We start from the raw sequence: 26,079 nt of genomic DNA, 5'->3' as shown, positions 1-26,079 counted from the left end.
TCTCCCCAAGACGGACCTCCCTCCGGCCCGGATGGATTCCCCCCTCCATCCGGCGGATGTGGAAGGTTAACCACGCTTTTGCGACGTGCGCCAGCACCCTCGTGAGCGCGTCACCGGGCCGCGTGGCCGCGTGGTGACCGAGAGTCGGCGCGGCCGTCGCACGGGCCGCGTGTGTTTCCTCGCGGCAGAGTACGCAACGCCCGCACGAACAGTTCAAACGCTCGGATGATCCGTGCCGGGCGCGGGCCGGAATTGACGCCACGTCACGGCGTGCCGAAATGGCGACTTAAGAAACTCTTAAACTCGTTTTGAGGAATCCCACGAATTGATGACGGCCCTCCGCGGGTGAAGATCTGGTTACCGGAGGGTGGCGAACACCACTCTCGCTTCTTGCGGATCAAGGTGCTAGGGGATGTCACGGTGGATGAGCGCCCGGGACACCGAGGTCCCAGGGCTCCGGACCGAACGACACCGACGCGAAAGGATGCGGTATGCCGCGCCTCGACCTCGGCGCCGTACGCGCCACCTGGCGGGCGGCCACACGCCGCCTCGACCTTTGGACTCTGGAGACCCTCAATCCCCCGGCCGGTGGTCGCCGCCCCCGTAATTAGCGGCCACCCTCGCGCCACACCCCAGGACCGCTCACACGGCTTGCCCCCCATGCCCGTGTGAGGTCATGGCGGCGCGAACCGGGAGAGGAACGGCGGCGGGGTGCACACCGCCGCCGTTTCGCACCGGACGCAAGAGCAAGAAACCTCAGCCGAGGCGACCGTCCGACGTGAACGGTCCGACCTTGGTCGGCAACACCAGCCCGGCCGCCGACAGCGCCCTGAGCAGCGACACCAGCTCATCGCGCCGCAGCGCGCCGGGCGTTTCCGGTTCCCGGTGCGGAATCTCGAGCGCCCGCGCGGCCTCGGTCGCACGCACCGCGATCGCGGCCTCCACCGCCCACAACCGGTGCGCGCGCATGGCGACCGCCGCCGACGCGGTGAGCGATCCGTGCAGCCGCAGCAGCCGGCGCAGGTCGGCCGCGAGCTGTTCGATGGGCGGCCCGATCGGCTGCGGGGGTTTCGGCCGGTGCGCGTCCCAGTACCCGGTGGCGGCCACCCAGCATCGCGGGGCATAGACGATCGCCGCGCCGAGCAGCGTGGGCGTGGCCACGATCAGAACGAGTTTCCCCACATCCCAGAACGTCACGAGAAGCTCCTCGCGGCCGGAGAGTACCGACCGACCCTTCGACCATCCGCCTGCCCAGGAACCGCGTCAAGCGGATTGCGCGCTCGTAGCGCCAAGCGGGAGGACGGTGACGGTCAGCGGACGCGCCCGCGCGGGACCAGCCGGGTCAGCGGCATCGCCGGCGCCGGCATCGGCGGCCCGTCGTACCCGTGCACCTCGCCGAACCGGGGCGTGTGCGATTCCCAGTCGAGGCGCATCTGGACGATCTCGTCGTGCTCGCGGGCGACGAAGTTCCACCACATCACCAAGCGCTCGGAGAACGGCTCCCCGCCCAGCAGCAGCACCTTGGACGGCGACGAGGTGGCCAGGCGCAGCGATGGACGCCCGGAGCCGAGGTAGAGCAGCGGTCCGGGCTTGAGGGTCGCGTCGTCCACCGTGGCCGCACCGTCCAGCGCCAGTACCGCGTACTCGAAATCGGATTTGAGCGGCACTGTGGCCGACGCCCCGGCAGCGAGGGTGAGCTCGGCACCGACCAGGGGCGTGTGGGTCCGCGCGGGTGACGTCGCGTCAGCCAGCGTGCCCATGAGGACGGTCGCGGTGACGTCGCCGAAGGCGACCACCGGCAGATCAGAGTGGTGGGCAAAGGCCGGGGGCATGTCCCGGTCCGCGTGCGGCAGAGCAACCCACAGTTGTACGCCGTGCAGCACCGGCGAATGCGTCCCGGGCGTCTCCTCCGCGTGCGAGATGCCCCGGCCCGCGGTCATCAGGTTGAGCTGCCCCGGCCGGATCTCCTGAAGGTTGCCGAGGCTGTCGCGGTGCAGCACCTCGCCCGCGACCAGCCAGGTCACCGTCTGCAGCCCGGTGTGCGGGTGCGGACCGACCCGCATGCCCGGCGAGTCGCCGAGGTCGTGCGGACCGTACGCGTCGAGGAAGCACCACGCGCCCACCAGGCGCCGCTGCCGGTTGGGCAGGGTCCGCGTGACGGCGAAGCCGCGCGGCCCGCCCAGCGCGACCGGCGCGCCCTCGAGTAACTCCATCGTGACCGGAAGCTCCGGTCCGACCTCGGGATCCGCCTCGAAGCTGCTCACCCCGTCGACGCTACCCAGTAAAGGCCGAGGAGCCGAGGACCTTCGTCACGCTGATCTCGATGACGACCCGCAGCGGGTTGGGGCGCGGCGCGCGGTACCGGGCGGCGTAGAGCTCCTCCCCGGACAAAACGGACGAAGGGTCGTCCCGGACCACGGCGAGCCCCTCGACCGTGGTCCAGCGGGCGCCGTCGACCTGGCAGACCGCCACTCGCGCCCGATCGACGTTCCGGATGTGCCGCACGTGGGCCGACGTGGCCGAGGAGATCACGCGGCACAGGCCGGCGGCCGGGTCGAGCGTGGCGCCGACCGCGACCACGTGCGGGGACCCGTCCTTGCGCAGCGTGGTGAGGGTGCACAGGTGCCGCTCGGACCAGAAGGCGAGCAGGGCGGGGTTCGACAGCGCGACGAGGCCGCTCATGCCACGCGCTCCGCCGGCAGCACGCCACGCTGGACCGCGGCCACCAGCGCCGCGTGGTCGCTCTCCACCTGGTCGGCGTACGCCCGGGCGAACCGGCTCAGCGAGTCGGCCAGCTTGTCGCTGCTTCCGATGTACCCGGCGATCATCGACGCGCCGCTGGTGCGGGCGTGCGACTTGGCCAGCAGGTAGCCGCAGATGCCGGCATAGTCGGCGAGTGCGCCGGCGTCGATGTCCTCGACCAGGATCGCGCCCTTCATGTCGCGGAACTGCCGCACGTAGAACTGCGTGTCGCCGACCGTGGTCCAGCCCAGCAGCGGGTCGCTGACCGTCTGCAGCGCCTGCTGGTACTCCACGACCCGTTGCCCCTGGTGGCGGTGCCAGGCGAACTCGCCGTGCTGGTGCACCGCGATCACCGACCGCCGCGCCTGCTTGAGCTGCAGGAACAGCACGTCGTCGGAGCTGCTGCCCTCGCACAGCGCGACGTACGCCCGCAGGCCCACCGAGCCGACCCCGACCACCTTGTGTGCGATGTCGACGATCCGGTACCCGCCGAGGATCCGCGCCCAGTGCGGCGGCAGCGAGTTCAGGTACCCGTCGAGCGCCTCGGCCAGCGCGTCCCACTCGCCGTCGGACGGGCGGGTGATCAGCGGTGGTTCCTGCACCAGCTTGAACGTGCCGTCGCGCCGCTCGGTGAAGCGGGGCAGCGCCCGGTCGCTCGTGCGGCGCCGGGCCCGTCGGGCGGCCCGCTCGATCTCCTCGCGGAAGCTCTCCTTCGAGGCCGCCGAGCGTAACCGTTCCACGTTGAGCCGCTCGAACGACCGGCCCAGCAGCGGCCTCTCGGCGAGCTGCGCCAGCTGCTCGCGGTACTCCTCGACACAGTGGTGCACCGCGTAGGCGCAGGCCGTCTCGCGGAAGCCGTTCTGCCGGCCGGCGACGTGCACGCTGACCGCGAGCCGGCGCAGGTCCCACTCCCAGGCGCCGGGGTGCGCCTCGTCGAAGTCGATGAGGTCGAAGACCAGCTCCCGCTCGGGCGAGGCGTAGAAGCCGAAGTTCCCGAGGTGGGCGTCGCCGCAGATCACCGGGGTGATGCCGGTGGCGGGCAACGCCGCGAAGTCGTCGGCCATGATGTTGGCCGAGCCGCGCAGGAACGCGTACGGCGAGGCGATCATGCGGCCGATCCGGATCGGGACCAGCCACGGCTGGCGGCCCTGGTTCTGCTCGATGACCTGCTGCACCGGGTCGGCGCGGCCGGACGGCGGCGTCCAGTACTGCATGTCGGTGCGGTGTGCGCGCTCGCGCAGTGAGCGGCCGAGCTCGTACCGGGCCGCACGGGGTCGTCCGGGTCGGCGTAGCGACGTGAACCCGTCGTCCTGTCCGGTGTCGAGCACGACGTGCCCGTTGGCTGGTTCCATAGCAATGGCCAGCCTAAACACCCTTCATGAACGGGAGGTGGCCAGCCCGAACGAGGACGGCCGCACGCCCGGGAACACCGCGTCCAGCGCCCCGAGTCCGCACCTCTTCTGGAGGATCTCGCCGATGACCGCGCGGTAGTCGGTGGTGACGGCGAGATCCCCGTCGACGAGCGCCGCCGGGGCGAGGCCGGGCCAGGTGGCGTACACCCGGCCGCCGCGCACCGCGCCGCCGAGCAGGAGCATCGCGTTGCCGTGGCCGTGGTCGGCGCCGCGGGAGGCGTTCTCCTCGACGCGGCGGCCGAACTCGCTGATGGTCAGCAGCGTCGTCGAGGCCATCCCGGCCGGGCCGAGGTCGGCGGTGAAGGCGGCGAGCGCGGTGGCCAGTTCGGTGAGGTTGTCGTACATCCGCTGGCCCTTGACCGCGGTGCCGAGCGCGTCGTGCATGTCCCAGTCGCCGCAGTCGACCGCGGCCGTGACCAGGCCGGCCTTGGCCTTGATCAGGCGGGCCACGTCGCGCAGCGCGGCGCCGAGCTCGGTGGCCGGGTACGTCGCGGCGGGCTGGTAGGTGGCGCCGCGCACGGTGGCGGTGGCCTTCAGCGCGGCGATCGCGGTCAGGCCGCTCGCGTCCGCGTACATCTTGCTGAGTGCGGCGGCCATCGGGCGCTTCTCGGAATCACCGGCCAGGGTTAACTTGTCGATCGAGGCCATCGACACCGCCGGGGTGGGCCCGGCGAGCAGCCGCGCGGGCATGGCGTGGCCGAGCGAGACGCCGGCGAGCGGGCCGGTCGCGCCGGTGACGCCGAGCATCCGGTCGAGCCAGCCGGTGCGGATCGAGGTGCCGGGCGCCGCGTTCTCCATGGCCTCCATGGCCGCGAAGTGCGAGCGGGTCGGGTTGCCCTGGCCGACGGCGTGCACTGCGGCGAGCTGCCCGGCCTTCCACGCCGGCAGCAGCGGTGCGAGGGCCGGGTGCAGGCCGAAGGTGCCGTCGCCGGCGATGACCTGGCTCTTGGGCAGGCCGATCGCGGGCCGGGCCCGGTAGTAGTCGGGGTCGCCGATCGGCGCGATCGCGGACAGGCCGTCGAAGCCCCCGCGCAGCGAGAGCACGACCAGCGTGTCGCCCGTATACCCAGGGTCGGCGAAGGCCACGCGGGTGGAGAGCGCCGCGCCGGCCAGGCCGCCGAGGGCCGCGCCCAGCAGGCCGCGCCGGGAGAGGTCGCATTCGCGGAACTTCATGATCACCTCAGCTGGAAGGTCGGCGAGTCGAGGACCAGCGCGATCAGGTACGGCGCGCTGCCCGCGAGGGACTTGTCGGAGGAGCTCAGGGGACTGGTCGGCAGCTTTCCCGCGACGCTGAGCACGGCGGCGGTGTGCGCGGCCGGCAGCCGCGTCCCGGTCAGCCGCACGGCCAGCGCGTCGACCAGGGCGCCGTACGTCGCCGGCAGCGACGGCACCAGTGACCTCAGCAGGTCGGCGGGGCGGGTGAGCTGGCTGGGATACCAGCCGGCGGCCAGGTTGAGGTGCAGGTTGCAGCGCAGCAGGAACAGCGACGGGGACTGCCAGGCCGGCGCGACGTCCGGGAAGCCGTCGGGCGTGCTCCAGCGGAACGGCGCGTTCCCGGCGTCGACCATCGCGTTGTACAGCGCGTCGAGCGCCTTGATCCCGCTGGTCTCCGGCCCGAGCCCGAGCGCGCGGACCGTGGCGACCATGTCCTCGAACGGGGTGCGTGACTTCCGGCCGTACGCGCCGGCGAACTCGGCCGAGGTGAACAGGGCGCGCAGGACCGGCACGATCGCGGTGTCGTTGTCCAGATAGACCTGGGCGAGCCGGGTGACCAGCGACGCCGGCGGCACGTCGGCCACGAACCGGACGCACAGCTTCTCGGCCAGCCGGCGGGCGGTCGCCGGGTGCCGGGCCAGGTAGTCGGCGAACGCGAGCGGACCGGCCTCGCCGGGACCGTTGGGGTGGGTGAAGCCGAGCGCCGAGACCGGGCCGCCGGCGTGCCGCGCCGCGTCGTACGCGTAGGTGCCGTCGCTTCGTACGGTCAGACCGGTCAGCAGGCGCGCCGCCTGCTGCACGTCGTCCTCGGAGTAGATCAGTCCGACCGTGTGCAGCTCCATGAGCTCGCGGGCGTAGTTCTCGTTCGGGTGCGCCTTGGTCGACGAGCGGTTGTCGAGGTAGGTGAGCATCGCCGGGTGCCGCATCGACGCCTTGAGCAGGTCGGCGAACTTGCCGAGCGCGTACCTGCGGATCACCTGCGTCTCGTAGTCGGGGCGGCTGTCCCAGACTCCGCTCGACGGGGCGGTGATGTGCAGGTGGTTGGCCCAGAACTGGGCGACGACCTCGAACAGTTGCCGCTCGCTCCACGCGGCCCGGGCCACCACGGCCCGGCCGAGCTGCCCGAACGCCTCGTACGAGTGAACCTTGATCGTGGAACGCACGGAGGCGATGCTCGCCCCGGCCAGCGGAAGTCGCGACAAGACCGCGTCGGCCCTCGCATCGTCGATCGACGCCGGGTTCAGCTGACGGTCCAGCCAGCCGTTGACGCCGAGCCGGGTGGCCTCCGCGAGCGACGCGGGCGTCGGGCCGAAGGTCGCGCGGCGCAGAAGGTGCGCGATCGGGTCGTTCTCCACGGCGGCGGCGGCCGGCGCCGCCTCGGTCAGACCGAGAGTGGTCACGGCGGTGGCGGCACCGGCGGCGGCGAGGAGCGTGCGGCGGGTCGTCATGCGAGACCCTTCGACGCGTTCGGGGGAGCGCCTCGCCGCTGCAACCGTGACTAACCGACGCGCAATCCGGCCGCACCCGTACCACCGGGGGCGGAACCGGACGTACGCTCACTCTCGTGGATCAGGCAGAACCGGTACGCACTCCCGCCTCCTGGGTCGTCGTCGGCCTCGACAACGGGGGCACCTGCAACAACGCCACCGTGCTCGACGCGACGGGCCAGTTCCTCGTCGATCACCTCGTGGAAAATCCGAGCCTCGTTCAGGACGGTCCCGAGTCGGCGGTCGAAGCGCTCGCGGAGGCGTTCCAGAACATCCTGGAGCTGACCAGCACCCCGCTCACGCTGGTGCGTGCGGTCGGCCTCGACACGCCCGGCCCAGCCAGCGCCACCGGCGTGATCTCGTCGAAGGGCTCGACGAACTTCAACCAGGTGTCCTGGCACGGCTTCGACGTCCGCGGCGCCCTCGAGGCCAGGCTCGGCCTGCCGGTGATCTACAACAACGACGCGAACGCGGCCGCCCTCTACGCCCATCACCGCCACTTCGGGGCCGACGCCATGCGGCGCTCCTCGATCGCGGCGATCGTCGGCACCGGCATGGGCGGCGGCGTCGTGGAGAGCGGCCGGGTGGTCAGCGGCGCGGCCGGGATGGCCGGCGAGCTCGGCCACGTGCAGATCCCCATGCACGGCGTCCTCGAGAGCGACCAGCCGATGCCGGCCTGCAACTGCGGCTTCGAGGGCGACGTGGAGAGCGTCGCCTCGCTGACCGGTATCAAGAACAACCTGCTGCCGTACTGGTTGTCGAAGTTCCCCGACCACCCGCTCGCCGCCGAGCCGATCGGCAGGGCGGCCAAGCTGCTGCGCGGCTACGGCGAGAAGGAGGACCCGCTCGCCCTGGCGGTGTTCGGGCAGCAGGCGAAGGCGATCGGGAAGCTGTTCACGATCGCCGCGAACTTCACCGACCCGGACGCGTACCTGCTCGGTGGCGGCGTCGTCGAGGCCGAACCGCGCTTCCGGCAGTGGTTCCTCAACTCCGTGCGCGAGGCCACCCAGCTGCGGCAGGAGCAGCAGGCGGCCACGTCGTTCGCGCTGGTCGCCGACCTCGACATGGCCGGCGCCCGCGGCGCGGCCGTCGCCGCCCTGGAGCGCGTCAAAACCGGATAGCGGAATGTTACGGCGTATCGACAACTCTAGATATTGACGTTCGTCGTGAGTAACGTCGCCTTTGCCATCCGTGACCGGGGGGTTTCGGATGAGCTGAAGGGGGACGCTGATGCGACGGAGCATCGCCACCATCTCCGCGGCCGCGCTCGGCCTGGCGTTGATCACGCCAGGTGCCGTGCAGGCCGCTCCATCCGCCTCTACACCGGGCAGCGGACTTAGCCCAGCCGACAAGGCCTCGCTCGCCGCCGGCATCGGCATCGCGCCGAAGGCTCCCTACGGATCGAAACCGAAAGGTCCCAACCCGTTCCTCGCCGACGTGGCCGACGCCTCGAAGGTCGACTACGCGGGCTGGGCCAACTACATGAAGGCCCAGGCCAAGACCAAGGCCGCGGCTCGGGTCAAGGCGAGCTCGCTGGCCGCCGCGGCCGCCACCACGCCGGCCGTCGTGGTCGACGAGGACGAGATCGACGGCACGTACGGCGGCAACGACACCCCGGCCAACGCGCAGCGGGTGACCGGCTTCGGCACCGGCGCGAGCCAGTACTCGAAGATCCGGGTGCTCGGCAGCCTCGACAACGAGACGCTCAGTACGCCGAACGTCCCGGCTCCGGCCGAGGACAACGGCTCGATCACGCTCGCCGGCGACACCGGGATCGGCGACTTCCGCACCGGCGCGATCGTGGACTCGCAGATCGGCGACGGGCCGCACGGACGGCAGACCGGCGACGGCAGCAACGACTTCGACTTCTACAAGCTGTCGGCCACACCCGGGAAGGTGCTCACCCTCAAGACCGCCACCCCGGTCGGCATCCTCGACACCGTGCTGCTGCTGTTCGCGCCGGACGGCACGCTGGTGGCGTCCAACGACGACTTCAGCGGCCTGGACAGCCAGATCACCTACCAGGTGACCACGACCAGCGACTTCTATCTGGCCGTCGCCGCGTACGGCGGGCTGCCGGCCGACCCGTTCGACTCGGCCTCCGGCGGCGGGATCGGCGACACCTCACCGCCCAGCGAGGGCCCGTACACGCTGACGATGACCTCGGGCGCCATCGACAAGGACTTCTTCGCGATCAAGTTGAAGCCCGGCGACGTGCTCGGCGCCTCGGTCAAGGGCTCGCCCACCTATCTCACCGTGTACGACACCACGCCGCGCGAGGTGCACGGCTCCGAGCAGGACGCGTCCTACATCTACCCGATGGCCTCGCCGCTGCCCGCCGGCGGGAACGCGGTCACCGACTACGTCGCGACCAAGGCCGGCTGGCACTACGTGGGCGTGGCCGCGGGCTCCGGGGCGTACGACATCACGGTCGAGGCGTACCGGCCGGCGCTGCAGGGCGCGACCCCGGTGCAGACGCTCTACCTGGACTTCGACGGCGCCCGCGTGAACACCGGCGTCTTCGGCGGGCCGGGCAACCGCGACCTGAGCCCGTTCGCGGCGTTCCTGGCCAACTGGGGGCTGACCCGGGCCGACGAGGACGCGCTGATCGACGCCGTGGTCGCCGGGGTCACCGAGAACATCAAGAAGGACATGGTGGCCAGCGGCCTGAACGCCAAGTTCAAGCTGAAGATCAAGAACAGCAAGGACGACAAGGACCCGTGGGGCCAGGCCAACACCAGCCGGATCATCGTGGGCGGCACGATCGACGAGTCCGGGGTCGAGACGATCGGCATCGCGCAGAGCATCGACCCGGGCAACTTCGAGACCTCGGAGACCGCGCTGGTGCTGCTGGACATCCTCAGCGCCCCGGCCGGTGACTCGGAGGCGTCGCTGAACACGTACCTGACCTCCTCGAGCGACCGCATCGGGTTCCTCGGCCAGGCGCTGAGCAACGTGATCTCGCACGAGGCCGGGCACTTCTTCGGCGACTTCCACACCGACAACCAGGACGCCCAGCCCAACCTGATGGACGCGGGCGGCACCGGCTTCGCCACCCTGTTCGGGGTCGGGCCGGACGGCGTCGGCGGCACCGCCGACGACGTGGACGTCGACTTCGGCGACAGCGCCTTCCTGCCGTCCGAGGGCTTCATCGGTACGGAGGACACGCTGGGCCGGATCGTCTTCGGCGTGACCAGCTGATACCGGACGGGAAAGGCCGCCCTCACTCCTTGAGGGCGGCCGCCACGTCCGGGAAGAGCGCGAGGTAATCGGTCAGGCCGAGGGTGTCGAACAGCCGGCGCAGAAAGCCGGACGGCGAGGCCAGCCGCACCCAGCCGCCCCGCTCGGTGGCCCGGCCGCTCGCGGTGACCAGCACGCCGACCCCCATCGAGTCGCAGAAGTCCAGCCCCGACACGTCCACCACGACGCGGGGACTCGGCCGTTCGACGAGCCGGTTCAGGTTCGCCTTGAGGGCGGGCGCGGTGTCGATGTCGAGGGAACCACGCAGCACCAGCACGGCCGTGTTCGGCGGGTGGTGCGCGACCGAGACCTGCATGGCGGTGTCGCTTTCGGTGGAGAGCGGGGGGCGGTGGCGAACAGCCTATCGATCCCGCCCGCCGATCGCCCCCGGTGGATCTTCAGCCCAGCGTCACCGTGGCCTGACCACTGCTCCCGTCCCGGCTGTACTGCACCTTGACCTGATCGCCCGGCTTCTTGCCCACGGTGGCGAGGAACAGGCTCTCCGGGCTGTTCATCGGCCGTCCGTCGATCGAGGTCACGATGTCGCCGGTCTTCAGGCCGGCCTTGTCGGCCGGGCCGCCGGGCTGCACGACCCGCAGGTACATGCCGGACGGCACGCCGAACTGCTGGGCCACCGCGGGCGGGACCGGCACGGCCTCCACGCCCAGCGTCGGCGGGTCGTACGAGCCGTGCTCGATGAGCTCGTCGGCCACCACCATGGCCACGTCGACCGGGATCGCGAAGCCGATGCCGACGCTGCCGCCGCCCGCCTCGCCGGACGCGTTCGGCACGGTCGCGATCGCCGTGTTGACGCCGATCAGGTCGCCGGCGCAGTCGACCAGCGCGCCGCCCGAGTTGCCCGGGTTGATCGAGGCGTCCGTCTGCACCGCGCCGGGCAGGATCGCGGTCACCCCGTCGCCGGGGACCGGCACGTCGCGGCCGAGCGCGCTCACGATGCCAGCGGTCACCGTGCCGGACAGGCCGAGCGGGGCGCCCAGCGCGACCACCGGCTGGCCGACCTGAAGCGTCGACGACTTGCCGATGCCGATGACCGGCGTGCCGTTCGGCGGGTCCACCTTGAGCACCGCGAGGTCCACCCGGGGTGCCCGGCCGACGAGCTTGGCGGGGGCGCTCTGGCCGCCGCTGAACAGCGCCTCGATGCTGCCGGTGGCGCCGGCCGGCGAGATGACGTGGTCGTTGGTGAGGATGTAGCCGTCGTCGCGGATCACCTCGCCGCTGCCGTTCCCGCTGCTCGTGCCGCTGGAGACGCCGACGGTGACGACCGAGGGCAGCACGTCGGCGGCGACGGTGGTGGCGGCGCAGGTCGCGGCCGTGGCGGCGTCGTCGCTCGCCGACGCCCGCCCGATGAGGCCGCCGATGACGCCGGAGACCAGGACGAGCACGACGGCCGCCGCCCCGAGGATCAGTCCGGTGTTCCGGCGCATCGAGATCAGCCCCCCTTCCGGTGCCGGCCGGTCAGAACTTCACGGCGTCCCGGATGAGCGGGCACGTCATGCAGTGCCCGCCGCCGCGACCCCGCCCGAGCTCCGCCCCGACGATCGTGATGACCTCCATGCCGGCCTTGCGCAGCAGCGTGTTGGTCAGCGTGTTGCGGTCGTACGTGAAGACGACGCCGGGGGAGAGGGCGACCGCGTTGTTCCCGCTGTCCCACTGCTGCCGTTCCGACGCGTACACGTCGCCGCCGGTGCCGATCACCCGGAGCGAGGGAAGTCCCAGAGCCTGAGCCACCACCTCGACGAAGGGTTTGGTCCCGTGGTCGGTGACGTCGACGTTGCCGCCCTCGCCCGGCCGCAGGGAGAACGCGTGGATCCCGTCGACGATCGCGGGGTAGAGCGTGACCAGGTCGATGTCGGCGAAGGTGAACACCGTGTCGAGGTGCATCGCCGCGCGCAGCTTCGGCATGCCGGCCACCACCACGTGGTCGGCCGCGCCCTGCTCGAACAGCGCCGCCGCGACCTGGGTGATCGCCTGCCGGGAGGTGCGCTCGCTCATCCCGACCAGCACCACGCCGTTGCCGACCGGCATCACGTCGCCGCCCTCGAAGGTCGCCTGCCCCCAGTCCTTCTCCGGGTCGCCCCACCAGATCGTGTTGCCCGCGAAGTCCTGGTGGAACTTGTAGATGGCCTTCATCAGCAGCGTCTCGTCGTGCCGGGCCGGCCAGTACAGCGGGTTCAGCGTGACCCCGCCGTAGAGCCAGCACGTCGTGTCCCGGGTGTAGAGGGTGTTCGGCAGCGGCGGCATCAGGTACTCGCGGATGCCGGTCGACTCCCGCGCCAGGGTCACGTAGCCGGAGCGGAAGTCGTCCGGCAGGTCGGAGGTGGCCAGCCCGCCGATCAGGAACTCGGCCAGCTGCCGCGGCTCGAGCGTCTCCAGGAACCCGCGGGTGTCGTCGACCAGCCCGACCCCGACCTCGTTCGGCACGATCTTGCGATCGAGCAGCCAAGCCTTCGCGTCCGGGATCGCCATCGTCTGCGCGAGCAGCTCGTGCAGCTCGATCACCTCGACGCCCCGCTGGCGCAGCTTGTTGACGAAGTCGGCGTGGTCGCGCTGGGCGTTCTCCACCCACATCACGTCGTCGAAGAGAAGATCGTCGGCGTTGGTGGGGGTCAGCCGGCGGTGCGCGAGGCCCGGCGCGCAGACCAGGACCTTCCGCAGGGTGCCGACCTCGGAGTACACGCCGTGGCTGTTCATGTGGTCACCCTCCTGAGGTGAGAAGGCATCGCGCCACGGATCAGCTTCCGTGATGGCGGCGAATGCCCGGATCATCCGGCGAGGATGACTGCGACCTGTTACTCGCCGGTACGACCGAGTAGCTTCTTTGACATGGCAAACAAAGGCGACGTGATCGACGACTTCGAGCTCCCCGACCAGGACGGCGTGCCGCGCACGCTCGGCGAGTACCTGGCCGGCGGCCCGGTCGTGCTGTTCTTCTACCCGGCCGCGATGAGCAGCGGCTGCACCGCCGAGGCGTGCACGTTCCGCGACCTGGCCGCCGAGTTCCGCGAGGCCGGCGCCCAGCGGATCGGGATCAGCCGCGACAAGCCGGACAAGCAGAAGAAGTTCGCCGAGCTGAACAGCTTCGACTACCCGCTGCTCAGCGACCCGGACAGCAAGGTCGCCGCCGCGCTCGGCGTCAAGCGCAGGCTGCCGCTGGGCCCCATGAGCACCAGGCGCATCACCCTGGTCATCGACACCGACCGGACGGTCATCGAGGTGATCCACTCGGAGACGAACATGCAGGCGCACGCGGCCCGCGCCCTCGAGGTGTTGTCGGCTCGCAAGCCCCAAACCTGATCTCCCCTAGTACGGGAAAATATCTCGTATGGCACTGCACAAACGGCCTCGCGCGACCGTCGTTATGGGTGTGACCTTCGAGGAATTCGCGATGGCCCGGCTGCAAAGTCTCCTGCGTTACGCGGTCGTCCTGACCGGCGACCGGGAACTCGCGCAGGATGTCGTCCAGGAAGTGCTCGCGCGGGCACACTCCAAGTGGCGGCGCATCGGTCAGTCGGACTCGCCCGAGGCGTACGTGCGGCGCATGGTGCTCAACGAGTACCTGTCGTGGCGGCGCAGCTGGCAGTTCCGGCATGTGCACGCGGTCGGGGAAAAACTGGTCGACCTGGACGACGCCCGGGGAGGGGTGGTCGACCACGCCGACGGAGTGGTCGAGGCGGACGCTCTGTGGGCCCGGTTGTCGACACTGGGCCGCAAACAACGCGCCGTGCTCGTGCTGCGGTACTACGAGCAGCTCGACGACGACCAGATCGCGGATCTTCTCGGCTGCGCCCCGGCGACGGTGCGCAGTCATGCCTCGAGGGCACTCAAAACGCTCCGCCTGTCGGAGCGGGAACGCATCCATGCCGAGGAGAAGTCGTGACCGAGCACGCAGATCAGCTGCGCGAGGCCTTCGAGACCCATGAGAACCAGACTCCCGACTCCGCGGCCGTCTATGCCCGCGTTCAGGAGCTCTCCACCAAGTACAAGCGTCGTCGCCGGGGCCTTCAGGTCGCCGGTGGCACCGCACTGGCCGCCGTCGCGGTGGCCGGAGTGGTGTCCCTGCCCAACCTGCTCCCCGGTAACGCCCGTAACACGTCGACCGTGAACTTTCCGGCGGGGGCGGTTCCGGCCGCCACGCCGTCGACGATCCCGTCGATGAGCGAGGCCCAGCTCAACCAGTACTGGGCCGCGTACTTCGCCGCCGGCTACGACTACGACGACGCGGTGAAGCTGTCCGCGCTGTGGCACGTCAAGGCCCCGATCGGCAACGTCAAGGCCGAGGCCGGCCGCCGGCTGCTGGCCGGCGAGACCCTGCCCTTCCCGGCGACGCCGAACAGCCCCGACCCGACCGTCGACCCGAACGACCCGAAGATCAAGGCGATGCAGGCTCAGCTCGACGCCTTCTTCGGCGCCGGGTACACGTGGGACGAGGCGGAGAAGCTGGCCAAGATCTGGCACCTCTCCGACCCGACCGACGCGAAGTACCTGGCCGGCAAGAAGCTGCTGGCCCACCAGCCGGTGCCCGTGAAGCCGAAGCCGGCCAACGTGGCGGCGGCCAAGCAGGAGAAGCAGGTCGAGGCCTTCTTCAAGAAGGGCTACAACGTCGACGACGCAGTGCAGCTATCCAAGATCTGGCACCTGAAGTCCGCGTACGCCGCGAAGGTCGAGGGCGGGAAGCGCATTCTCGCCGGGCAGACGCTGCCGATCCAGCCGTGACCCCCCGCCTGCGCCGGCGGACCGGCTTCGAGATCGAGCTGATGGCCCCACCGGGCCGCAGCCGGCGCAGCCTCGCCTACGACCTGGCCGGACGCATAGGCGGCCGCATCCGACCGGTCTGGCATTCCGACAGTGAACCGTCCCTGGTCCCGGGCCTGGGGCGGTTCCTGCATCTGACTCAGGGCTTCGAGGTGCTGCGGGCCGACGGCTCGCAGCTGTGCGCCCTGGTCGACGACATCACCCTGATGGACGACCTGGAGCCGCGCACCGCGCCGCCGCCCGGCTGGTACCGCGTCCTCAGCGACGACCCGCGGCTGATCTCGCTGATCGCCGCCCGCTGCGACCCCGGCGCCCCGCACGACCGGGTGCTCGACCCGATCGCCGCGCTCTGGGACACCGAGCCCGAGCTGGTCGGCGACGTGGTCCGCCTGGACGACCCGTCCGGCGCCACGATCGCGCTGGTCGCGCCCCAGGGCGCCGAGCGCGAGCGCCCCTGCGAGATCGTCACCCCGCCGCTGGCCGAGAATCACGCCGAGGCCCTCGAGGAACTGCTCGAGCCGGCCCGCGAGCTCGGCTTCACCGTGCCCCGCGAGGCGGCCGTCCATCTGCACGTCAACGGCGCCCCGTTCCGCGACCCGCGCGCGCTGGCCAACGTGGTGCTGCTGTTCGCCCACTACCGCGACGCGCTGCGCGAGGTCCTGCAGACCAACCCCGCCTGCCGCCGCCTGGCCCCGCTGCCCCCGCAGTTGGTGGCCGCCGCGAGCCGCGAGGTGCCCAGCATCGAGGAACTGCGCAAGGCCGCCGCCGAGGGCGAGCTGACCAAGTACTTCGACGTGAACCTGACCCAGCTGTTGACCGACACGCCGCTGCGCGACACGCTCGAGATCCGCATCCTGCCCGGCTCGATCCACGCCGCGGACGTCGTCAACCGCGCCGCCCTGGTCGAGCTCCTGCTGGACCGATGCTCAGACCCGGAGCCGTTCCCGGTCGCCCCCACCGGGAACGTCTCCGCCCTCCTGGAAGTCGCCGCGGCCTCTTTGGCCGACCGCCCAGCTTGAGCCTGCTGCATTCCCGATCGCTTACGGTTGGACGATCCCGGGCGGGGGTGACCCAAGACCGACCGGTCAGGCTTGATGCCGGTCTTGGGTCACCCCCGCCCGGGATCTTGCATGGCATTCAGCTGCGGCCAGGACCTTGGTCGCCCACCGCTGGCTGCCTGGCTGAGCCTCGCGCCCACCTCACCCCAGGTGGTCTGGCTTCCGCGCTTCCGGTCACGCCACCCGCTTAACTCACGCAGGCCGGCCTGAGCGATGGCCCAAGCAAACATTCCGCGCCGCCAGCGCTCCCCACCAAGCCAAACACCCAGAACCTCACGCTGGCCGGGCCAGGTCGTAAGAGCTGTTAGCTCTTGGGCCAGGCGACGGTCAGGGTGACGCGCGGCAGCCGCGGCGACGCAGGCCGGTGCCGGCGAGAAGCGTGAGCGGCGCGGAATGTTCGCTTGACCCACCACTCAGCTTGGCCCGGGTGAGGGGACCGGTGGGGCGACCACAGCGCGGCAGCCAGACCCGAGAGGGCGAGGTGGGCGCCGAAGCCCGGCCATGCACCCAGCGGCGAGCAACCAAGATCCTGGCGTGAGCCGAAAGCCATGCAAGGTTCCGGGCGGGGGTGACCCAAGATCGGCATCAAGCCTGACCGGTCGATCTTGGGTCACCCCCGCCCGGAACCGTCAACCCGGAACCGAATCAGGAGACGGCACCGTTACGCCAATGCCGCCCACTACGGCCGATCAGGCGCTCGGCATCGGTCGGACCCCAGGACGCGGCCTCGTACGTCGGGATCGGGGACGGATCGTTCTGCCAGTGCTCGATGATCGGGTCGACGATCCGCCAGCACTGCTCGACCTCGTCCGTGCGGATGAACAGCGTCGGGTCGCCCAAAAGAGCGTCGAGCAGGAGACGCTCGTACGCCTCGGGCGACTCCTCCGCGAACGTCTGCTCGTACGAGAAATCCATGCTGGCGGTGCGCACCCGGAACGAGTGTCCCGGGACCTTGGCGCCGAAGCGCAGCGAGATCCCCTCGTTCGGCTGGATCCGCAGGATCAGGGCGTCGGCCTCGAGGCCGGTCAGCTGGTCCTGAGGGATCGGCAGGTGCGGCGGCCGCTGGAACTGCAGCGCGACCTCGGTGACCCGGGCCGGCAGCCGCTTGCCGGTGCGCACGTAGAAGGGGACGCCCGCCCAGCGCCAGTTGTCGACGTTCAGGCGCATCGCCGCGTACGTCTCCGTTCGCGACAGCGGGTCGACCCCGGCCTCCTCGCGGTAGCCGGCCATGAGGTCCTCCCGCGTGCCGCCGCGGGTGTACTGGCCGCGCACCGAGAGGTCGGCGATGTCCCGGTGGGTGGGCAGCCGGATGGCCTGGAGCAGCTTCACCTTCTCGTTGCGCAGCCCCTCGGAGTCGAACGAGGCCGGCGGCTCCATCAGCGCGAGCGCGAGGACCTGCAGCACGTGGTTCTGCACGATGTCGCGCATCGCGCCGGCGTGCTCGTAGAAGCCGCCGCGGGTGCCGACGCCGAGCGTCTCGGCCACGGTGATCTGCACGTGGTCGACCCAGGAGCGGTCCCAGATCGGCTGGAAGATCGAGTTGGCGAAGCGCAGGGCGAGGACGTTCTGCACGGTGTCCTTGCCCAGGTAGTGGTCGATCCGGAAGACGTGCGGCTCGTCGAACGCCGCGTGCACGATGCCGTCGAGCTCGCGGGCGCTGGGCAGGTCCCGGCCGTACGGCTTCTCGATGACCAGCCGGGAGAACGAGCCCTCGCGGGCGTGGTTGAGACCGGCGCCGGCCAGGCCGTTGATCACCGGTTCGAACGCCTCGGCCGGCGTGGAGAGGTAGAAGAGGCGGTTGCCGCTGGTGCCCCGGGACGCGTCGAGCTCGTCGAGCACCTCGGAGAGCCGCTTGTACGTCTCCGGGTCGTCGTAGCCGCCCGAGACGTACCTGATTCCGCCCTGGAGCTGTCGTTTGTCGGCCAGGCCGCGCCCGCCCAGGGCGCTGCCCGCGAAGTCGTCGTCGGCCATCGGGGTACGGGCGACACCCACCAGCGCGAACTCGCTGGGGAGGCGGTTGTGCCGGGCGAGGCTCTCCACCGCGGGCAACAGCTTGCGGCGGGTCAGGTCACCCGAGGCGCCGAAGATCACCAGCGTGGCCGGTGGGGCGCTGCGCTCCTGGATGAGCTGGGGAACGTTGTCCATCGTCTTCGAGTCCTCCGACTTTTGTGACCATCCGACGAAACCTTACGCAGACCGGGTGCCCGGCGTTCAGATTCATCTCTCGATGCGAGCAGGGCCACCACGACAAAAGTGGCAAACTGGGTCGTATCAGTCTGCGCGCTAGAGGGGGACTCGTGAAGTACCGGCTCGTGACCCGGAGCGACTTCGACGGCTTGGTCTGCGCCGTGCTGCTTCGGCACCTCGACATGATCGGCGAGATCAAGTTCGTCCATCCCAAGGACGTGCAGGACGGGGAGGTCGAGGTCACCGAGAACGACATCCTGACCAATCTCCCGTACGCGCCCGGTGCGTACATGGTCTTCGACCACCACCACTCGGAGACCCTGCGCAACGAGGGCAACCTGGACAACCACGTCATCGACGCCGACGCGCCCTCGGCCGCCCGGGTCATCTACGAGCACTTCGGCGCCCGGGCCCGGTTCCCGAAGGTCTCCGACGACCTCATGCGCGCGGTCGACCAGGCCGACTCGGCGCAGTACTCGCTCGACGACGTGCTGCACCCCGAGGGCTGGACGCTGCTGAACTTCCTGATGGACAGCCGCACCGGCCTCGGCCGCTTCCGGGACTTCCGGATCTCCAACTACCAGCTGATGATGCAGCTGATCGACGCGTGCCTGGAGATACAGGACGTGAACGAGATCCTCCGGCTGCCGGACGTGGCCGAGCGCGCCGACCTGTTCCGGTCCCAGTACGACCTGTTCGTCGAGCAGCTCAAGCGGGTCAGCCACGTGGACGGCGACGTTGTCGTGGTCGACCTGCGCGACGAGGAGGTGATCCACGCGGGCAACCGGTTCATGGTGTACGCGCTGTTCCCTGAGTCCCGGGTGTCGGTGCACGTGATCTGGGGGCGGCAGAAGCTCAACACCGTCTTCGCCTGCGGCAAGTCGATCCTCGACCGCACCTCGCCGGTCGACGTGGGCGAGGTGATGCTGCGCTACGGCGGCGGCGGGCACATCGCGGCCGGCACCTGCCAGGTTCCGCACGAGGACTCGGCCCGGGTGGAGCAGGAAATCGTGGAAGCGCTCAAGTCGCCCCGGACCGTGTCGGTTTAGTGCGACGGGGTGGAAGGGCCGAACCCCTTCCACCCCGTCGTCCGCGAGTCGCGGGCCATGCCCATGTGGCCCCACTCGCCGGTCGTGTTCCGCGCCCCACGCGCATCAGCACGACACCGTCCCGCGTCCACCAGCGCGGGAGTCCTTCTACCGGATACTCCACTTGCCGGCGGTGACCGGCTGCTTCTCGTCGGTGTCCTCGGTGGCGACCGTCGCGGACTCGGGCTCGTCCTCCGGCTCGTCGTCCTCGTCGCCGGCCCGGTGCCGGCCGCGCACGAAGTAGAACGCCGCCGCGAGCAGGGCCAGCGCCGCGATCACCCAGCCGCCGATCGCCCAGATCGACGGGCCGCGGGTCGCGTCGGCCACCGCGTCGGCGAAGACCGCGTTCTCCTCGTCGGTGCCGGTGGTGTCGCCGGTCGTCCCGTCGGCCGTACCGCCATGGTCATGGCCGGTCACGGCCGCGCCCGGGTCGCCCGGCGTGAGCGTGAGCGGCACCGGCGGCATGAGCGGGCCGGCCGCGCCGTTCGCGTACGTCGTGGTGATGGTGAACTGCATGGTGCTCAGCGTGGGCAGCGGCCCGATCGCGATCGGCAGGTCGGCCGAGGCGCCCGGAGCGAGCTGGTGGCCGCCGACGGCCAGCCAGGTGATCGAGTCGGTCACCTCGTCCGTCTTCGTGCCGTGGACGGTCGTCAGCGGCTCGGCGACCTTCCGCATCTGGATCTTCGGAGCCCAGTCGTCCACCGACAGCGGGTACACCTCGGCGACCGACGTGTCCGCCGGCAGCTTGACGGTGACCGTGCCCAGCGGAAGGTTCCCGTTGTTGGTCACGTGGAAGGTCAGGTTTTCGCCGCTGCCCTGGACGGCGGTCGTGGGGGAGACCGTGGCGTCGGCGAGGGCCGGGGTGGCGATCAGCGCGCCGATCACCGCGGCCACGGCGGGTACGCCCGCTCGGCGGGCAAGGTGGAAGTGCCTCACGAGGGGTAGTTCGTAACCGGCGCCGGAAAGGTTCAACGCCCGCCGAGAACTTTTCCGCGGCCTTCGGCGATGATGTCGGGGTGCGTGACGTGGAGATCGACGGCGACATGATCAGACTCGGACAGTTCCTCAAGCTCGCCGATCTTATCGAGACCGGTGGCGAGGGCAAGGTCCTGATCGCCTCCGGCGACGTGACCGTCAACGGCGAGGTCGACACCCGCCGCGGCCGCCAGCTGCACCCCGGCGACGTCGTCGAGGTCTTCGGCCGTACGGCCCGCGTGGTATCCGGATCGGACTAGGACGTTCGGTCGGGGGTAGACGCCTGTTGATGCAACCGCAGGTGACGAAAGGTTGACATTAGGTGATCTCAGGCATGTACTGAGGTCCGTTGTGTTACCGGCGTCACACCAGCCTCGACGGGGAGGCCACATGTCCCGCGCGCACATCCGCTCCACGCTCGCCGTGACGATGACCGCCACGCTCGCCGCGGCACTGGCGGGGTGCGCGGGGTGGGGCGGGGGACCGGGCGGCGGCGGGCCGGACACGATAAACGTCCTGATGGTGAACAACCCGCAGATGATCGACCTGCAGCGGCTCACCGAGGACAACTTCACCAAGACCACGGGCATCCACGTGAACTACACCGTGCTGCCCGAGAACGATGTCCGCGACAAGATCAGCCAGGAGTTCTCCAGCCAGGCCGGGCAGTACGACGTCGCGTCGCTGAGCAACTTCGAGATCCCGATCTACGCGAAGTCGAAGTGGATCGCGCCGCTCGACGACTACACCAAGGCCGACACGCAGTTCGACCAGGCCGACATCCTGCCGTCGATGACCAAGTCGCTCACCGCCGACGACGGGAAGCTCTACGGCGAGCCCTTCTACGGCGAGTCGTCGTTCCTGATGTACCGCAAGGACGTCCTGCAGCAGGCCGGGATCACGATGCCGGAGAACCCGACCTGGCAGCAGGTCGCCGACATCGCCGCCCAGATCGACAACAAGCAGCCCGGCATGCGCGGCATCTGCCTGCGCGGCCAGCCCGGCTGGGGCCAGATCTTCGCCCCGCTCACCACGGTGGTCAACACGTTCGGCGGCACCTGGTTCGAGAAGGACTGGACGCCCAAGGTGGACTCGCCCGAGTTCACCGCCGCCACCCAGTTCTACGTCGACCTCGTGCGCGCGCACGGGGAGAACGGCGCGCCGCAGGCCGGCTTCACCGAGTGCCTCAACAACATGGTTCAGGGCAACACCGCCATGTGGTACGACGCCACCAGCGCGGCCGGCTCGCTCGAGGCGGACACCTCACCGGTCAAGGGCAAGATCGGATACGTTGCGGCGCCGGTCGACAAGACCAAGAGCTCCGGCTGGCTGTACGCCTGGTCGTGGAGCATCCAGCAGGCCAGCGACAAGAAGGACAACGCCTGGAAGTTCATCTCGTGGGCGTCCAGCCGCCAGTACGAGGAGCTCGTCGGGCAGAAGGTCGGCTGGTCCAGCGTCCCGGCCGGCAAGCGAGCCTCCACCTACAAGAACCAGGACTACCTGGCGGTGGCCCAGTCGTTCGCGGCGCCGACCGAGGCGGCCATCTCGAGCGCCGACCCGCGCAACCCCGGCGTGCAGCCGCGGCCCGCGATCGGCATCCAGTTCATCGACATCCCCGAGTTCACCGACCTCGGCACCCAGGTCTCGCAGTACGTGAGCTCGGCGATCGCCGGCCAGATGTCGGTCGACGAGGCACTGAAACGGGGGCAACGGCTCGCCCAGGACGTGGCCGAGCGGTACCAGTCCCGGCAGGAGGGGTGAGTCATGACGTCCGTCGCCGAGAAGACCACGTCGTCTCCGGGAACCGAGGCCCGGCCCGCTCGTACCGCTCGTAGCATCGCCTGGGCCCGCCGGGCGCCGCTGATGCCCGCGCTCATCTTCATGATCATCGTGACCCAGCTGCCGTTCGTGGCCACCCTGGTCATCTCGTTCATGGACTGGAACGCGTACTACCCCGACGAGATCGGGTTCGCCGGGTTCGACAACTTCAAGCGGGTGTTCACCGACGTCAACATGCGTGACGCCGTCCTCACCACGATCTATCTCACCGCCGGCGTCGTGATCATCAGCCTGCTGCTCGGGCTCGGCATCGCGCTGCTGCTCGACCGCAAGTTCAGCGGCCGCGGCTTCGTGCGGACCATGATGATCGCGCCGTTCCTGGTCGTGCCGGTCGCCGCCGCGCTGCTCTGGAAGCACGCTCTCTACAACCCGGAGTACGGCCTGTTCAACGGCGCGATCACCTGGGTGTGGAAGCTGTTCGGCTCGGACAACCCGCCCCAGCCCGACTGGATCAGCAACATGCCGCTGTGGGCGGTCATCTTCGCGCTGGTCTGGCAGTGGACGCCGTTCATGATGCTGATCCTGCTGGCCGGGCTGCAGGGCCGGCCGCTCGACGTGGTCGAGGCCGCGCGCATCGACGGGGCCAACAGCTGGCAGATCTTCCGCAGCATGACGCTCCCGCACCTGCGGCAGTACCTGGAGCTCGGCGCGCTGCTCGGCTCGATCTACATCGTGCAGAACTTCGACGCGGTCTTCACGATCACCTCGGGCGGCCTGGGCACGGCCAACCTGCCGTACACGATCTACCAGATCTTCTACCAGGCGCACGACTACGGACGGGCCTCGGCGGCCGCCGTCATCGTCGTCCTCGGCACGATCATCATCGCGACGTTCGCCCTGCGCACCGTCTCGTCGCTCTTCAAGCAGGAGGCCAACCGATGAGCGCCGTCGTTGCTTCCGTACCGAAGAAGAAGGACCGCGGCGGACCGTGGCTGTCGCTGCTGGCCTGGGTGGTCGGGATTCTGTTCGTCCTTCCGGTGTTGTGGATGGTTCTGACGTCATTCCATTCGGAGGAGGACGCGGCGACCAACCCGCCGGCCGTCTTCGCGCCGCTCACGCTGGACGGGTACCGCGAGTTCTTCTCCGGCGGGGCCTCGCCCTGGCCGCCCCTGCTCAACAGCCTGACCGCCAGCGTCGTCTCGACGATCCTCGTGCTTCTGCTGTGCTTCCCCGCCGCGTACGCGCTGAGTATCAAACCCGTCCGTAAATGGACCGACGTTCTGTTCTTCTTCCTCAGCACCAAGATGCTGCCGATCGTGGCCGGACTGCTGCCGCTGTACCTGTTCGCGCAGAAGGCCGGGCTGCTCGACAACATCTGGTTGCTGATCGTCTTCTACACCTCGATGAACCTGCCGATCGCGGTGTGGATGATGCGCTCGTTCCTCTCCGAGGTGCCGGTCGAGATGCTCGAGGCGGCCTCGGTCGACGGCGCCGGCCTGACCAAGACGCTGCGGTCGGTCATCGCGCCGGTGGTCATGCCGGGCATCGCGGCCACGGCGCTGATCTGCTTCATCTTCAGCTGGAACGAGCTGCTGTTCGCGCGCGTGCTGACCGCGACCGTCGCCGAGACCGCGCCGGTGTTCCTGACCAGCTTCGTCACCAGCCAGGGGCTGTTCCTCGCCCAGCTCTGCGCGGCGGCCTTCGTCGTGTCGCTGCCGGTGCTCGTGGCCGGGTTCGCCGCCCAGGACAAGCTGGTGCAGGGACTGTCGCTCGGTTCGGTGAAATAGCTTTCCGCCCCGCCCCCGAAGAGGGGTGGCCGGTCCCGATGCCCGGGGCCGGCCACCTCATTTCCGCGTCCCGCCTGTTCACCCCGGCCGCGCTCGGCGTCCACCTTTTCTGCCGAAATCCGCGGACAAGCCGGAACCTTTCGTCCGCCTGCCTCGTCCAACCGGGCATGACTCGTCTCCGCGGCACCCTCGTCGCCGCAGCCGTTCCCCTCTTCCTGATCAGCGCCTGCGCCGCGAACGATCCGGCGGGCGCGGCGGACTCGCGTCCGCTCGAGAGCGCCTCGGCCCCGGCCGCCGACGACCTCGTGGTGCGCGTCGAGTCCTTCGGCGGGTTCGTCCCCGCCGAGCAAAATGTCGGGCGTATCCCCGCTGTCAGCATCTATGGTGACGGCCGCCTGATCACGCAGGGCCCGACCACGATGATCTATCCGGGCAAGGCGCTGCCCAACATCCAGGAGCAGATGCTCACCCCCGAGTTCGTGCAGGATCTCGTACGCCGGGGAACTGAGGCCGGTGTCCGCAACGGCGCCGACTTCGGCAGCCCGAACATCGCCGACGCCCCGTCGACCCGCGTCACCGTGGGCGACCAGTCGGTGAGCGTCGTCGCCCTGAGCCAGGCCCAGCCCAACGACCCCCGCCTCAGCGCCGCCCAGCGCACGGCCCGCACCAAGCTCGCCGCGTACGTGGACAAGCTCCAGAGCCTGTCCGCGGCCGAGGGGGTGGCCAAGCCGATCGCCTACCAGCCGTCGATGCTGGCCTCGCTGGCCCACAAGTACGTCGCCCCGCAGGCCGCCGAGCCGGTGATGAAGACCTGGCCCGGCGCCGCCCTCCCCGGCGACATGCTGAACGCCAACATCGGCATCGGCTGCGTCGAGTCCACCGGCGCCGAGAAGGACGCGGTGCTGGCCGCGGCGAAGGACGCTACCGTCGTCACCCCATGGAAGAGCGGCGGTGCACTATGGTCGGTCACCTTCCGTCCTCTCCTGCCGGAGGAGCAGGGCTGCGCCGCGCTGAAGGGGGTCAAATGACGCCGATCGGTGATCCGCTGGAGCCAGAGCCCGGGGGAGAGGGGACCGGGCCGGAGCAGGGTGGTCCTGTTCCGGCCCGCCCACCCTGCCGCCCCCAGCCCACCGGCCGCCGGGGCGGCTTCGGCCGCCGCAGTGAGTGACCCGCGGCTGGTTCACTCGGCCCGGGCCTCGGCCATCTCCGAAACTGTCGTGCGCGCTGCGCCGGGCCGCCCGGCCAGGCGGATGGTGATCAGCGCGGCGACGGTGAGGACGGCGCAGGCGGCGAAGACCGCGCGGTAGCCGAGCGGGGTCAGCGCGGCCAGGGCGATGAGCGGGCCGGAGGCGATGGCGCCGAGGCGGCGGGTGTTCGTGAACAGTCCGGTGGCCAGGCCCGGCCGGGGGATGATCCGCTGGAACAGGGCGATCCCGGTGCCGGCGATCGTGGCGAAGAACCAGGCGTTGAGCACCTGTGCCGCGAGCAGCAGCATGGGCCCGGGGACGACCGTCATGACCGCGTAGTAGGCCACCCCGGCGAGGCAGCCGGAGGCGATCAGCGCGAGGTCGGAGAAGCGGTGGGTGAGCCGGCCGATCGCCAGCAGGGCCGGGATCTCGAGTGCGGCGGCGACGCCGAGCGCGGCTCCGGACCACATCACGTTGATGCCGAGGGTGTCGGTGACGAACAGGCCCATGATCGACACGACGGTGGCGTTGGTGGCCTGGAGCACGACGAACACGGCGGTCACGGTCGCGACGCGGGCCCGCGACATCGGTGCCTCCGCGTCCGGTGCCTCGGCGCTTGACGGCGGCGTGGGTTGCTGCCGGGTGCGGCCGGTGAGCATGGCCGCGCTGGTGGCCACGTTCAGCAGCGCGATCGCGGTGAGGGCGACGAGGACGGCCCGGGCGCCGAGCCGGCCGATGATGAGGGTGGCCAGCGGCGGCCCGGCCACCCAGGCGAACGAGACGACCGCTCGTACGTTGATCACCGTCGAGGTGGTGAAGCCGGCGTGCTTGAGATGGGCGTACAGGAGGGTGACGCCCACTCCCGCCGGGCCGCCCAGGACGACCAGCGCGATCACGGCGAGGGGCAGGGTGGTGACGCTCGCGAGCGCGGCGGCGAGCGCCGCGGTCAGGACGGCGCAGGCCAGCAGCGGGCGCAGGTACTCCCCGCGCCGGTCGGCGTACGCGGGGAGGACCAGCGAGGCGAGGAAGCCGCCGGCGTTGTAGACCGCGAGAACCCAGCCGATCTCGGCCGGTGTGGCGTCCAGCAGGGCGGCCAGGATCAGCGCGAGCGCGGGATTGAGCAGGGAGAACTGCAGTCCCCAGAACAGT

Annotated in this window: 24 protein-coding genes; 12 read left to right on the top strand and 12 right to left on the bottom strand. The window is 70.3% G+C overall.

Annotation, left to right across the window (positions count from 1 at the left end; translation table 11 throughout):
• Positions 1-756: 756 nt before the first annotated feature.
• The 6 genes from A3CQ_RS0129160 to A3CQ_RS0129135 all read right to left on the bottom strand — a co-directional run bounded on the left by A3CQ_RS0129160 (position 757) and on the right by A3CQ_RS0129135 (position 6,817).
• Positions 757-1,197 (bottom strand): hypothetical protein, encoded by a 441-nt coding sequence (locus tag A3CQ_RS0129160; protein WP_020514494.1) that lies wholly within the window; start codon positions 1,195-1,197, stop codon positions 757-759.
• 113 nt (positions 1,198-1,310) lie between these two features.
• On the bottom strand, positions 1,311-2,264 hold the full coding sequence (locus tag A3CQ_RS0129155) for a pirin family protein (protein ID WP_020514493.1): 954 nt from the start codon (positions 2,262-2,264) through the stop codon (positions 1,311-1,313).
• A gap of 10 nt (positions 2,265-2,274) precedes the next feature.
• Positions 2,275-2,682 (bottom strand): TIGR03618 family F420-dependent PPOX class oxidoreductase, encoded by a 408-nt coding sequence (locus tag A3CQ_RS0129150; RefSeq protein WP_020514492.1) that lies wholly within the window; start codon positions 2,680-2,682, stop codon positions 2,275-2,277.
• The gene (locus A3CQ_RS0129145; RefSeq protein ID WP_020514491.1) at positions 2,679-4,094 is read right to left on the bottom strand and encodes a DUF2252 domain-containing protein; all 1,416 of its coding nucleotides are present in this window, start codon (positions 4,092-4,094) and stop codon (positions 2,679-2,681) included. Before A3CQ_RS0129145 ends, A3CQ_RS0129150 begins: the two co-directional genes overlap by 4 nt.
• 24 nt (positions 4,095-4,118) lie before the next feature.
• A complete protein-coding gene (locus A3CQ_RS0129140; RefSeq protein WP_040433145.1) occupies positions 4,119-5,327 on the bottom strand; it encodes a DUF1501 domain-containing protein in 1,209 nt (402 codons plus the stop codon).
• A gap of 2 nt (positions 5,328-5,329) precedes the next feature.
• Positions 5,330-6,817, bottom strand: a complete 1,488-nt coding sequence (locus A3CQ_RS0129135) for a DUF1800 domain-containing protein (protein WP_020514489.1) — start codon at positions 6,815-6,817, stop codon at positions 5,330-5,332.
• 116 nt (positions 6,818-6,933) lie between these two features.
• Here A3CQ_RS0129135 and A3CQ_RS0129130 point away from each other — a divergent pair, with 116 nt between their 5' ends.
• Both A3CQ_RS0129130 and A3CQ_RS0129125 read left to right on the top strand, forming a co-directional pair.
• Positions 6,934-7,977, top strand: a complete 1,044-nt coding sequence (locus tag A3CQ_RS0129130; protein WP_020514488.1) for an ROK family protein — start codon at positions 6,934-6,936, stop codon at positions 7,975-7,977.
• 109 nt (positions 7,978-8,086) lie between these two features.
• Entirely contained in the window at positions 8,087-10,057 is a 1,971-nt protein-coding gene (locus A3CQ_RS0129125; protein ID WP_020514487.1) for a hypothetical protein, read from the top strand.
• Between the two features lie 22 nt (positions 10,058-10,079).
• On the opposite strand, the gene A3CQ_RS0129120 is transcribed toward A3CQ_RS0129125, so the two are convergent.
• The 3 genes from A3CQ_RS0129120 to A3CQ_RS0129110 all read right to left on the bottom strand — a co-directional run bounded on the left by A3CQ_RS0129120 (position 10,080) and on the right by A3CQ_RS0129110 (position 12,808).
• Positions 10,080-10,412: an STAS domain-containing protein gene (locus tag A3CQ_RS0129120; RefSeq protein WP_020514486.1), complete on the bottom strand. Its 333-nt coding sequence runs from the start codon at positions 10,410-10,412 to the stop codon at positions 10,080-10,082.
• Between the two features lie 82 nt (positions 10,413-10,494).
• The gene (locus tag A3CQ_RS0129115; RefSeq protein ID WP_020514485.1) at positions 10,495-11,541 is read right to left on the bottom strand and encodes a S1C family serine protease; all 1,047 of its coding nucleotides are present in this window, start codon (positions 11,539-11,541) and stop codon (positions 10,495-10,497) included.
• Between the two features lie 31 nt (positions 11,542-11,572).
• A complete protein-coding gene (locus tag A3CQ_RS0129110; protein ID WP_020514484.1) occupies positions 11,573-12,808 on the bottom strand; it encodes an arginine deiminase in 1,236 nt (411 codons plus the stop codon).
• Between the two features lie 132 nt (positions 12,809-12,940).
• Between A3CQ_RS0129110 and A3CQ_RS0129105 the strand changes: the two genes are divergently transcribed.
• The 4 genes from A3CQ_RS0129105 (at position 12,941) to A3CQ_RS0129090 (ending at position 15,888) form a co-directional block, all read left to right on the top strand.
• A complete protein-coding gene (locus tag A3CQ_RS0129105) occupies positions 12,941-13,411 on the top strand; it encodes a peroxiredoxin (RefSeq protein WP_020514483.1) in 471 nt (156 codons plus the stop codon).
• 64 nt (positions 13,412-13,475) lie between these two features.
• Complete coding sequence (locus A3CQ_RS0129100; protein ID WP_020514482.1) at positions 13,476-13,994, top strand: SigE family RNA polymerase sigma factor; 519 nt, start codon at positions 13,476-13,478, stop codon at positions 13,992-13,994.
• Positions 13,991-14,830, top strand: coding sequence for a hypothetical protein (locus A3CQ_RS0129095; RefSeq protein WP_020514481.1), 840 nt, complete (start codon positions 13,991-13,993; stop codon positions 14,828-14,830). The genes A3CQ_RS0129100 and A3CQ_RS0129095 overlap by 4 nt, the downstream gene beginning before the upstream one ends.
• Positions 14,827-15,888, top strand: a complete 1,062-nt coding sequence (locus A3CQ_RS0129090) for an amidoligase family protein (protein WP_020514480.1) — start codon at positions 14,827-14,829, stop codon at positions 15,886-15,888. Before A3CQ_RS0129095 ends, A3CQ_RS0129090 begins: the two co-directional genes overlap by 4 nt.
• Positions 15,889-16,572: 684 nt before the next feature.
• Here A3CQ_RS0129090 and zwf read toward each other — a convergent pair.
• Positions 16,573-18,072 (bottom strand): glucose-6-phosphate dehydrogenase, encoded by a 1,500-nt coding sequence (gene zwf, locus A3CQ_RS0129085; RefSeq protein WP_020514479.1) that lies wholly within the window; start codon positions 18,070-18,072, stop codon positions 16,573-16,575.
• Positions 18,073-18,224: 152 nt separating this feature from the next.
• Between zwf and A3CQ_RS0129080 the strand changes: the two genes are divergently transcribed.
• Positions 18,225-19,163 carry an exopolyphosphatase gene (locus A3CQ_RS0129080; RefSeq protein ID WP_020514478.1) on the top strand — a complete coding sequence of 313 codons (939 nt, stop codon included), beginning with the start codon at positions 18,225-18,227 and terminating at the stop codon, positions 19,161-19,163.
• A 147-nt stretch (positions 19,164-19,310) separates the two neighbouring features.
• Here A3CQ_RS0129080 and A3CQ_RS0129075 read toward each other — a convergent pair whose 3' ends face one another.
• The gene (locus A3CQ_RS0129075) at positions 19,311-20,138 is read right to left on the bottom strand and encodes a DUF1775 domain-containing protein (RefSeq protein WP_169516319.1); all 828 of its coding nucleotides are present in this window, start codon (positions 20,136-20,138) and stop codon (positions 19,311-19,313) included.
• Positions 20,139-20,218: 80 nt separating this feature from the next.
• Between A3CQ_RS0129075 and A3CQ_RS0129070 the strand changes: the two genes are divergently transcribed.
• From A3CQ_RS0129070 to A3CQ_RS0129050, 5 genes are all read left to right on the top strand, one after another.
• Positions 20,219-20,437, top strand: coding sequence for an RNA-binding S4 domain-containing protein (locus A3CQ_RS0129070; protein WP_020514476.1), 219 nt, complete (start codon positions 20,219-20,221; stop codon positions 20,435-20,437).
• Between the two features lie 130 nt (positions 20,438-20,567).
• On the top strand, positions 20,568-21,938 hold the full coding sequence (locus A3CQ_RS0129065; protein ID WP_020514475.1) for an ABC transporter substrate-binding protein: 1,371 nt from the start codon (positions 20,568-20,570) through the stop codon (positions 21,936-21,938).
• Between the two features lie 3 nt (positions 21,939-21,941).
• Positions 21,942-22,898, top strand: a complete 957-nt coding sequence (locus A3CQ_RS0129060; RefSeq protein ID WP_020514474.1) for a carbohydrate ABC transporter permease — start codon at positions 21,942-21,944, stop codon at positions 22,896-22,898.
• Complete coding sequence (locus A3CQ_RS0129055; protein WP_020514473.1) at positions 22,895-23,743, top strand: carbohydrate ABC transporter permease; 849 nt, start codon at positions 22,895-22,897, stop codon at positions 23,741-23,743. The genes A3CQ_RS0129060 and A3CQ_RS0129055 overlap by 4 nt, the downstream gene beginning before the upstream one ends.
• A 167-nt stretch (positions 23,744-23,910) precedes the next feature.
• Entirely contained in the window at positions 23,911-24,771 is an 861-nt protein-coding gene (locus tag A3CQ_RS0129050; RefSeq protein WP_026206315.1) for a hypothetical protein, read from the top strand.
• A gap of 152 nt (positions 24,772-24,923) precedes the next feature.
• On the opposite strand, the gene A3CQ_RS54440 is transcribed toward A3CQ_RS0129050, so the two are convergent.
• On the bottom strand, positions 24,924-26,078 hold the full coding sequence (locus A3CQ_RS54440; RefSeq protein ID WP_342663702.1) for an MFS transporter: 1,155 nt from the start codon (positions 26,076-26,078) through the stop codon (positions 24,924-24,926).
• Position 26,079: the final 1 nt, after the last annotated feature.

The sequence above is a fragment of the Paractinoplanes globisporus DSM 43857 genome (assembly GCF_000379645.1).
Classification (GTDB): domain Bacteria; phylum Actinomycetota; class Actinomycetes; order Mycobacteriales; family Micromonosporaceae; genus Actinoplanes; species Actinoplanes globisporus.
The sequence above is the reverse complement of the archived record's forward strand: the minus strand, read 5'-3'. Positions and strand labels throughout refer to the sequence as shown.

What these genes read in the sequence shown, in the direction of transcription:
- A3CQ_RS0129115 (WP_020514485.1), bottom strand. Translation starts at nt 11,541, where the DNA reads ATGCGCCGGAACACCGGACTGATCCTCGGGGCGGCGGCCGTCGTGCTC.
- A3CQ_RS0129060 (WP_020514474.1), top strand. Translation starts at nt 21,942, where the DNA reads ATGACGTCCGTCGCCGAGAAGACCACGTCGTCTCCGGGAACCGAGGCC.
- A3CQ_RS0129150 (WP_020514492.1), bottom strand. Translation starts at nt 2,682, where the DNA reads ATGAGCGGCCTCGTCGCGCTGTCGAACCCCGCCCTGCTCGCCTTCTGG.
- A3CQ_RS0129100 (WP_020514482.1), top strand. Translation starts at nt 13,476, where the DNA reads ATGGGTGTGACCTTCGAGGAATTCGCGATGGCCCGGCTGCAAAGTCTC.
- A3CQ_RS0129135 (WP_020514489.1), bottom strand. Translation starts at nt 6,817, where the DNA reads ATGACGACCCGCCGCACGCTCCTCGCCGCCGCCGGTGCCGCCACCGCC.
- A3CQ_RS0129120 (WP_020514486.1), bottom strand. Translation starts at nt 10,412, where the DNA reads ATGCAGGTCTCGGTCGCGCACCACCCGCCGAACACGGCCGTGCTGGTG.
- zwf (WP_020514479.1), bottom strand. Translation starts at nt 18,072, where the DNA reads ATGGACAACGTTCCCCAGCTCATCCAGGAGCGCAGCGCCCCACCGGCC.
- A3CQ_RS0129055 (WP_020514473.1), top strand. Translation starts at nt 22,895, where the DNA reads ATGAGCGCCGTCGTTGCTTCCGTACCGAAGAAGAAGGACCGCGGCGGA.
- A3CQ_RS0129105 (WP_020514483.1), top strand. Translation starts at nt 12,941, where the DNA reads ATGGCAAACAAAGGCGACGTGATCGACGACTTCGAGCTCCCCGACCAG.
- A3CQ_RS0129125 (WP_020514487.1), top strand. Translation starts at nt 8,087, where the DNA reads ATGCGACGGAGCATCGCCACCATCTCCGCGGCCGCGCTCGGCCTGGCG.
- A3CQ_RS0129110 (WP_020514484.1), bottom strand. Translation starts at nt 12,808, where the DNA reads ATGAACAGCCACGGCGTGTACTCCGAGGTCGGCACCCTGCGGAAGGTC.
- A3CQ_RS0129140 (WP_040433145.1), bottom strand. Translation starts at nt 5,327, where the DNA reads ATGAAGTTCCGCGAATGCGACCTCTCCCGGCGCGGCCTGCTGGGCGCG.
- A3CQ_RS0129145 (WP_020514491.1), bottom strand. Translation starts at nt 4,094, where the DNA reads ATGGAACCAGCCAACGGGCACGTCGTGCTCGACACCGGACAGGACGAC.
- A3CQ_RS0129065 (WP_020514475.1), top strand. Translation starts at nt 20,568, where the DNA reads ATGTCCCGCGCGCACATCCGCTCCACGCTCGCCGTGACGATGACCGCC.
- A3CQ_RS0129050 (WP_026206315.1), top strand. Translation starts at nt 23,911, where the DNA reads ATGACTCGTCTCCGCGGCACCCTCGTCGCCGCAGCCGTTCCCCTCTTC.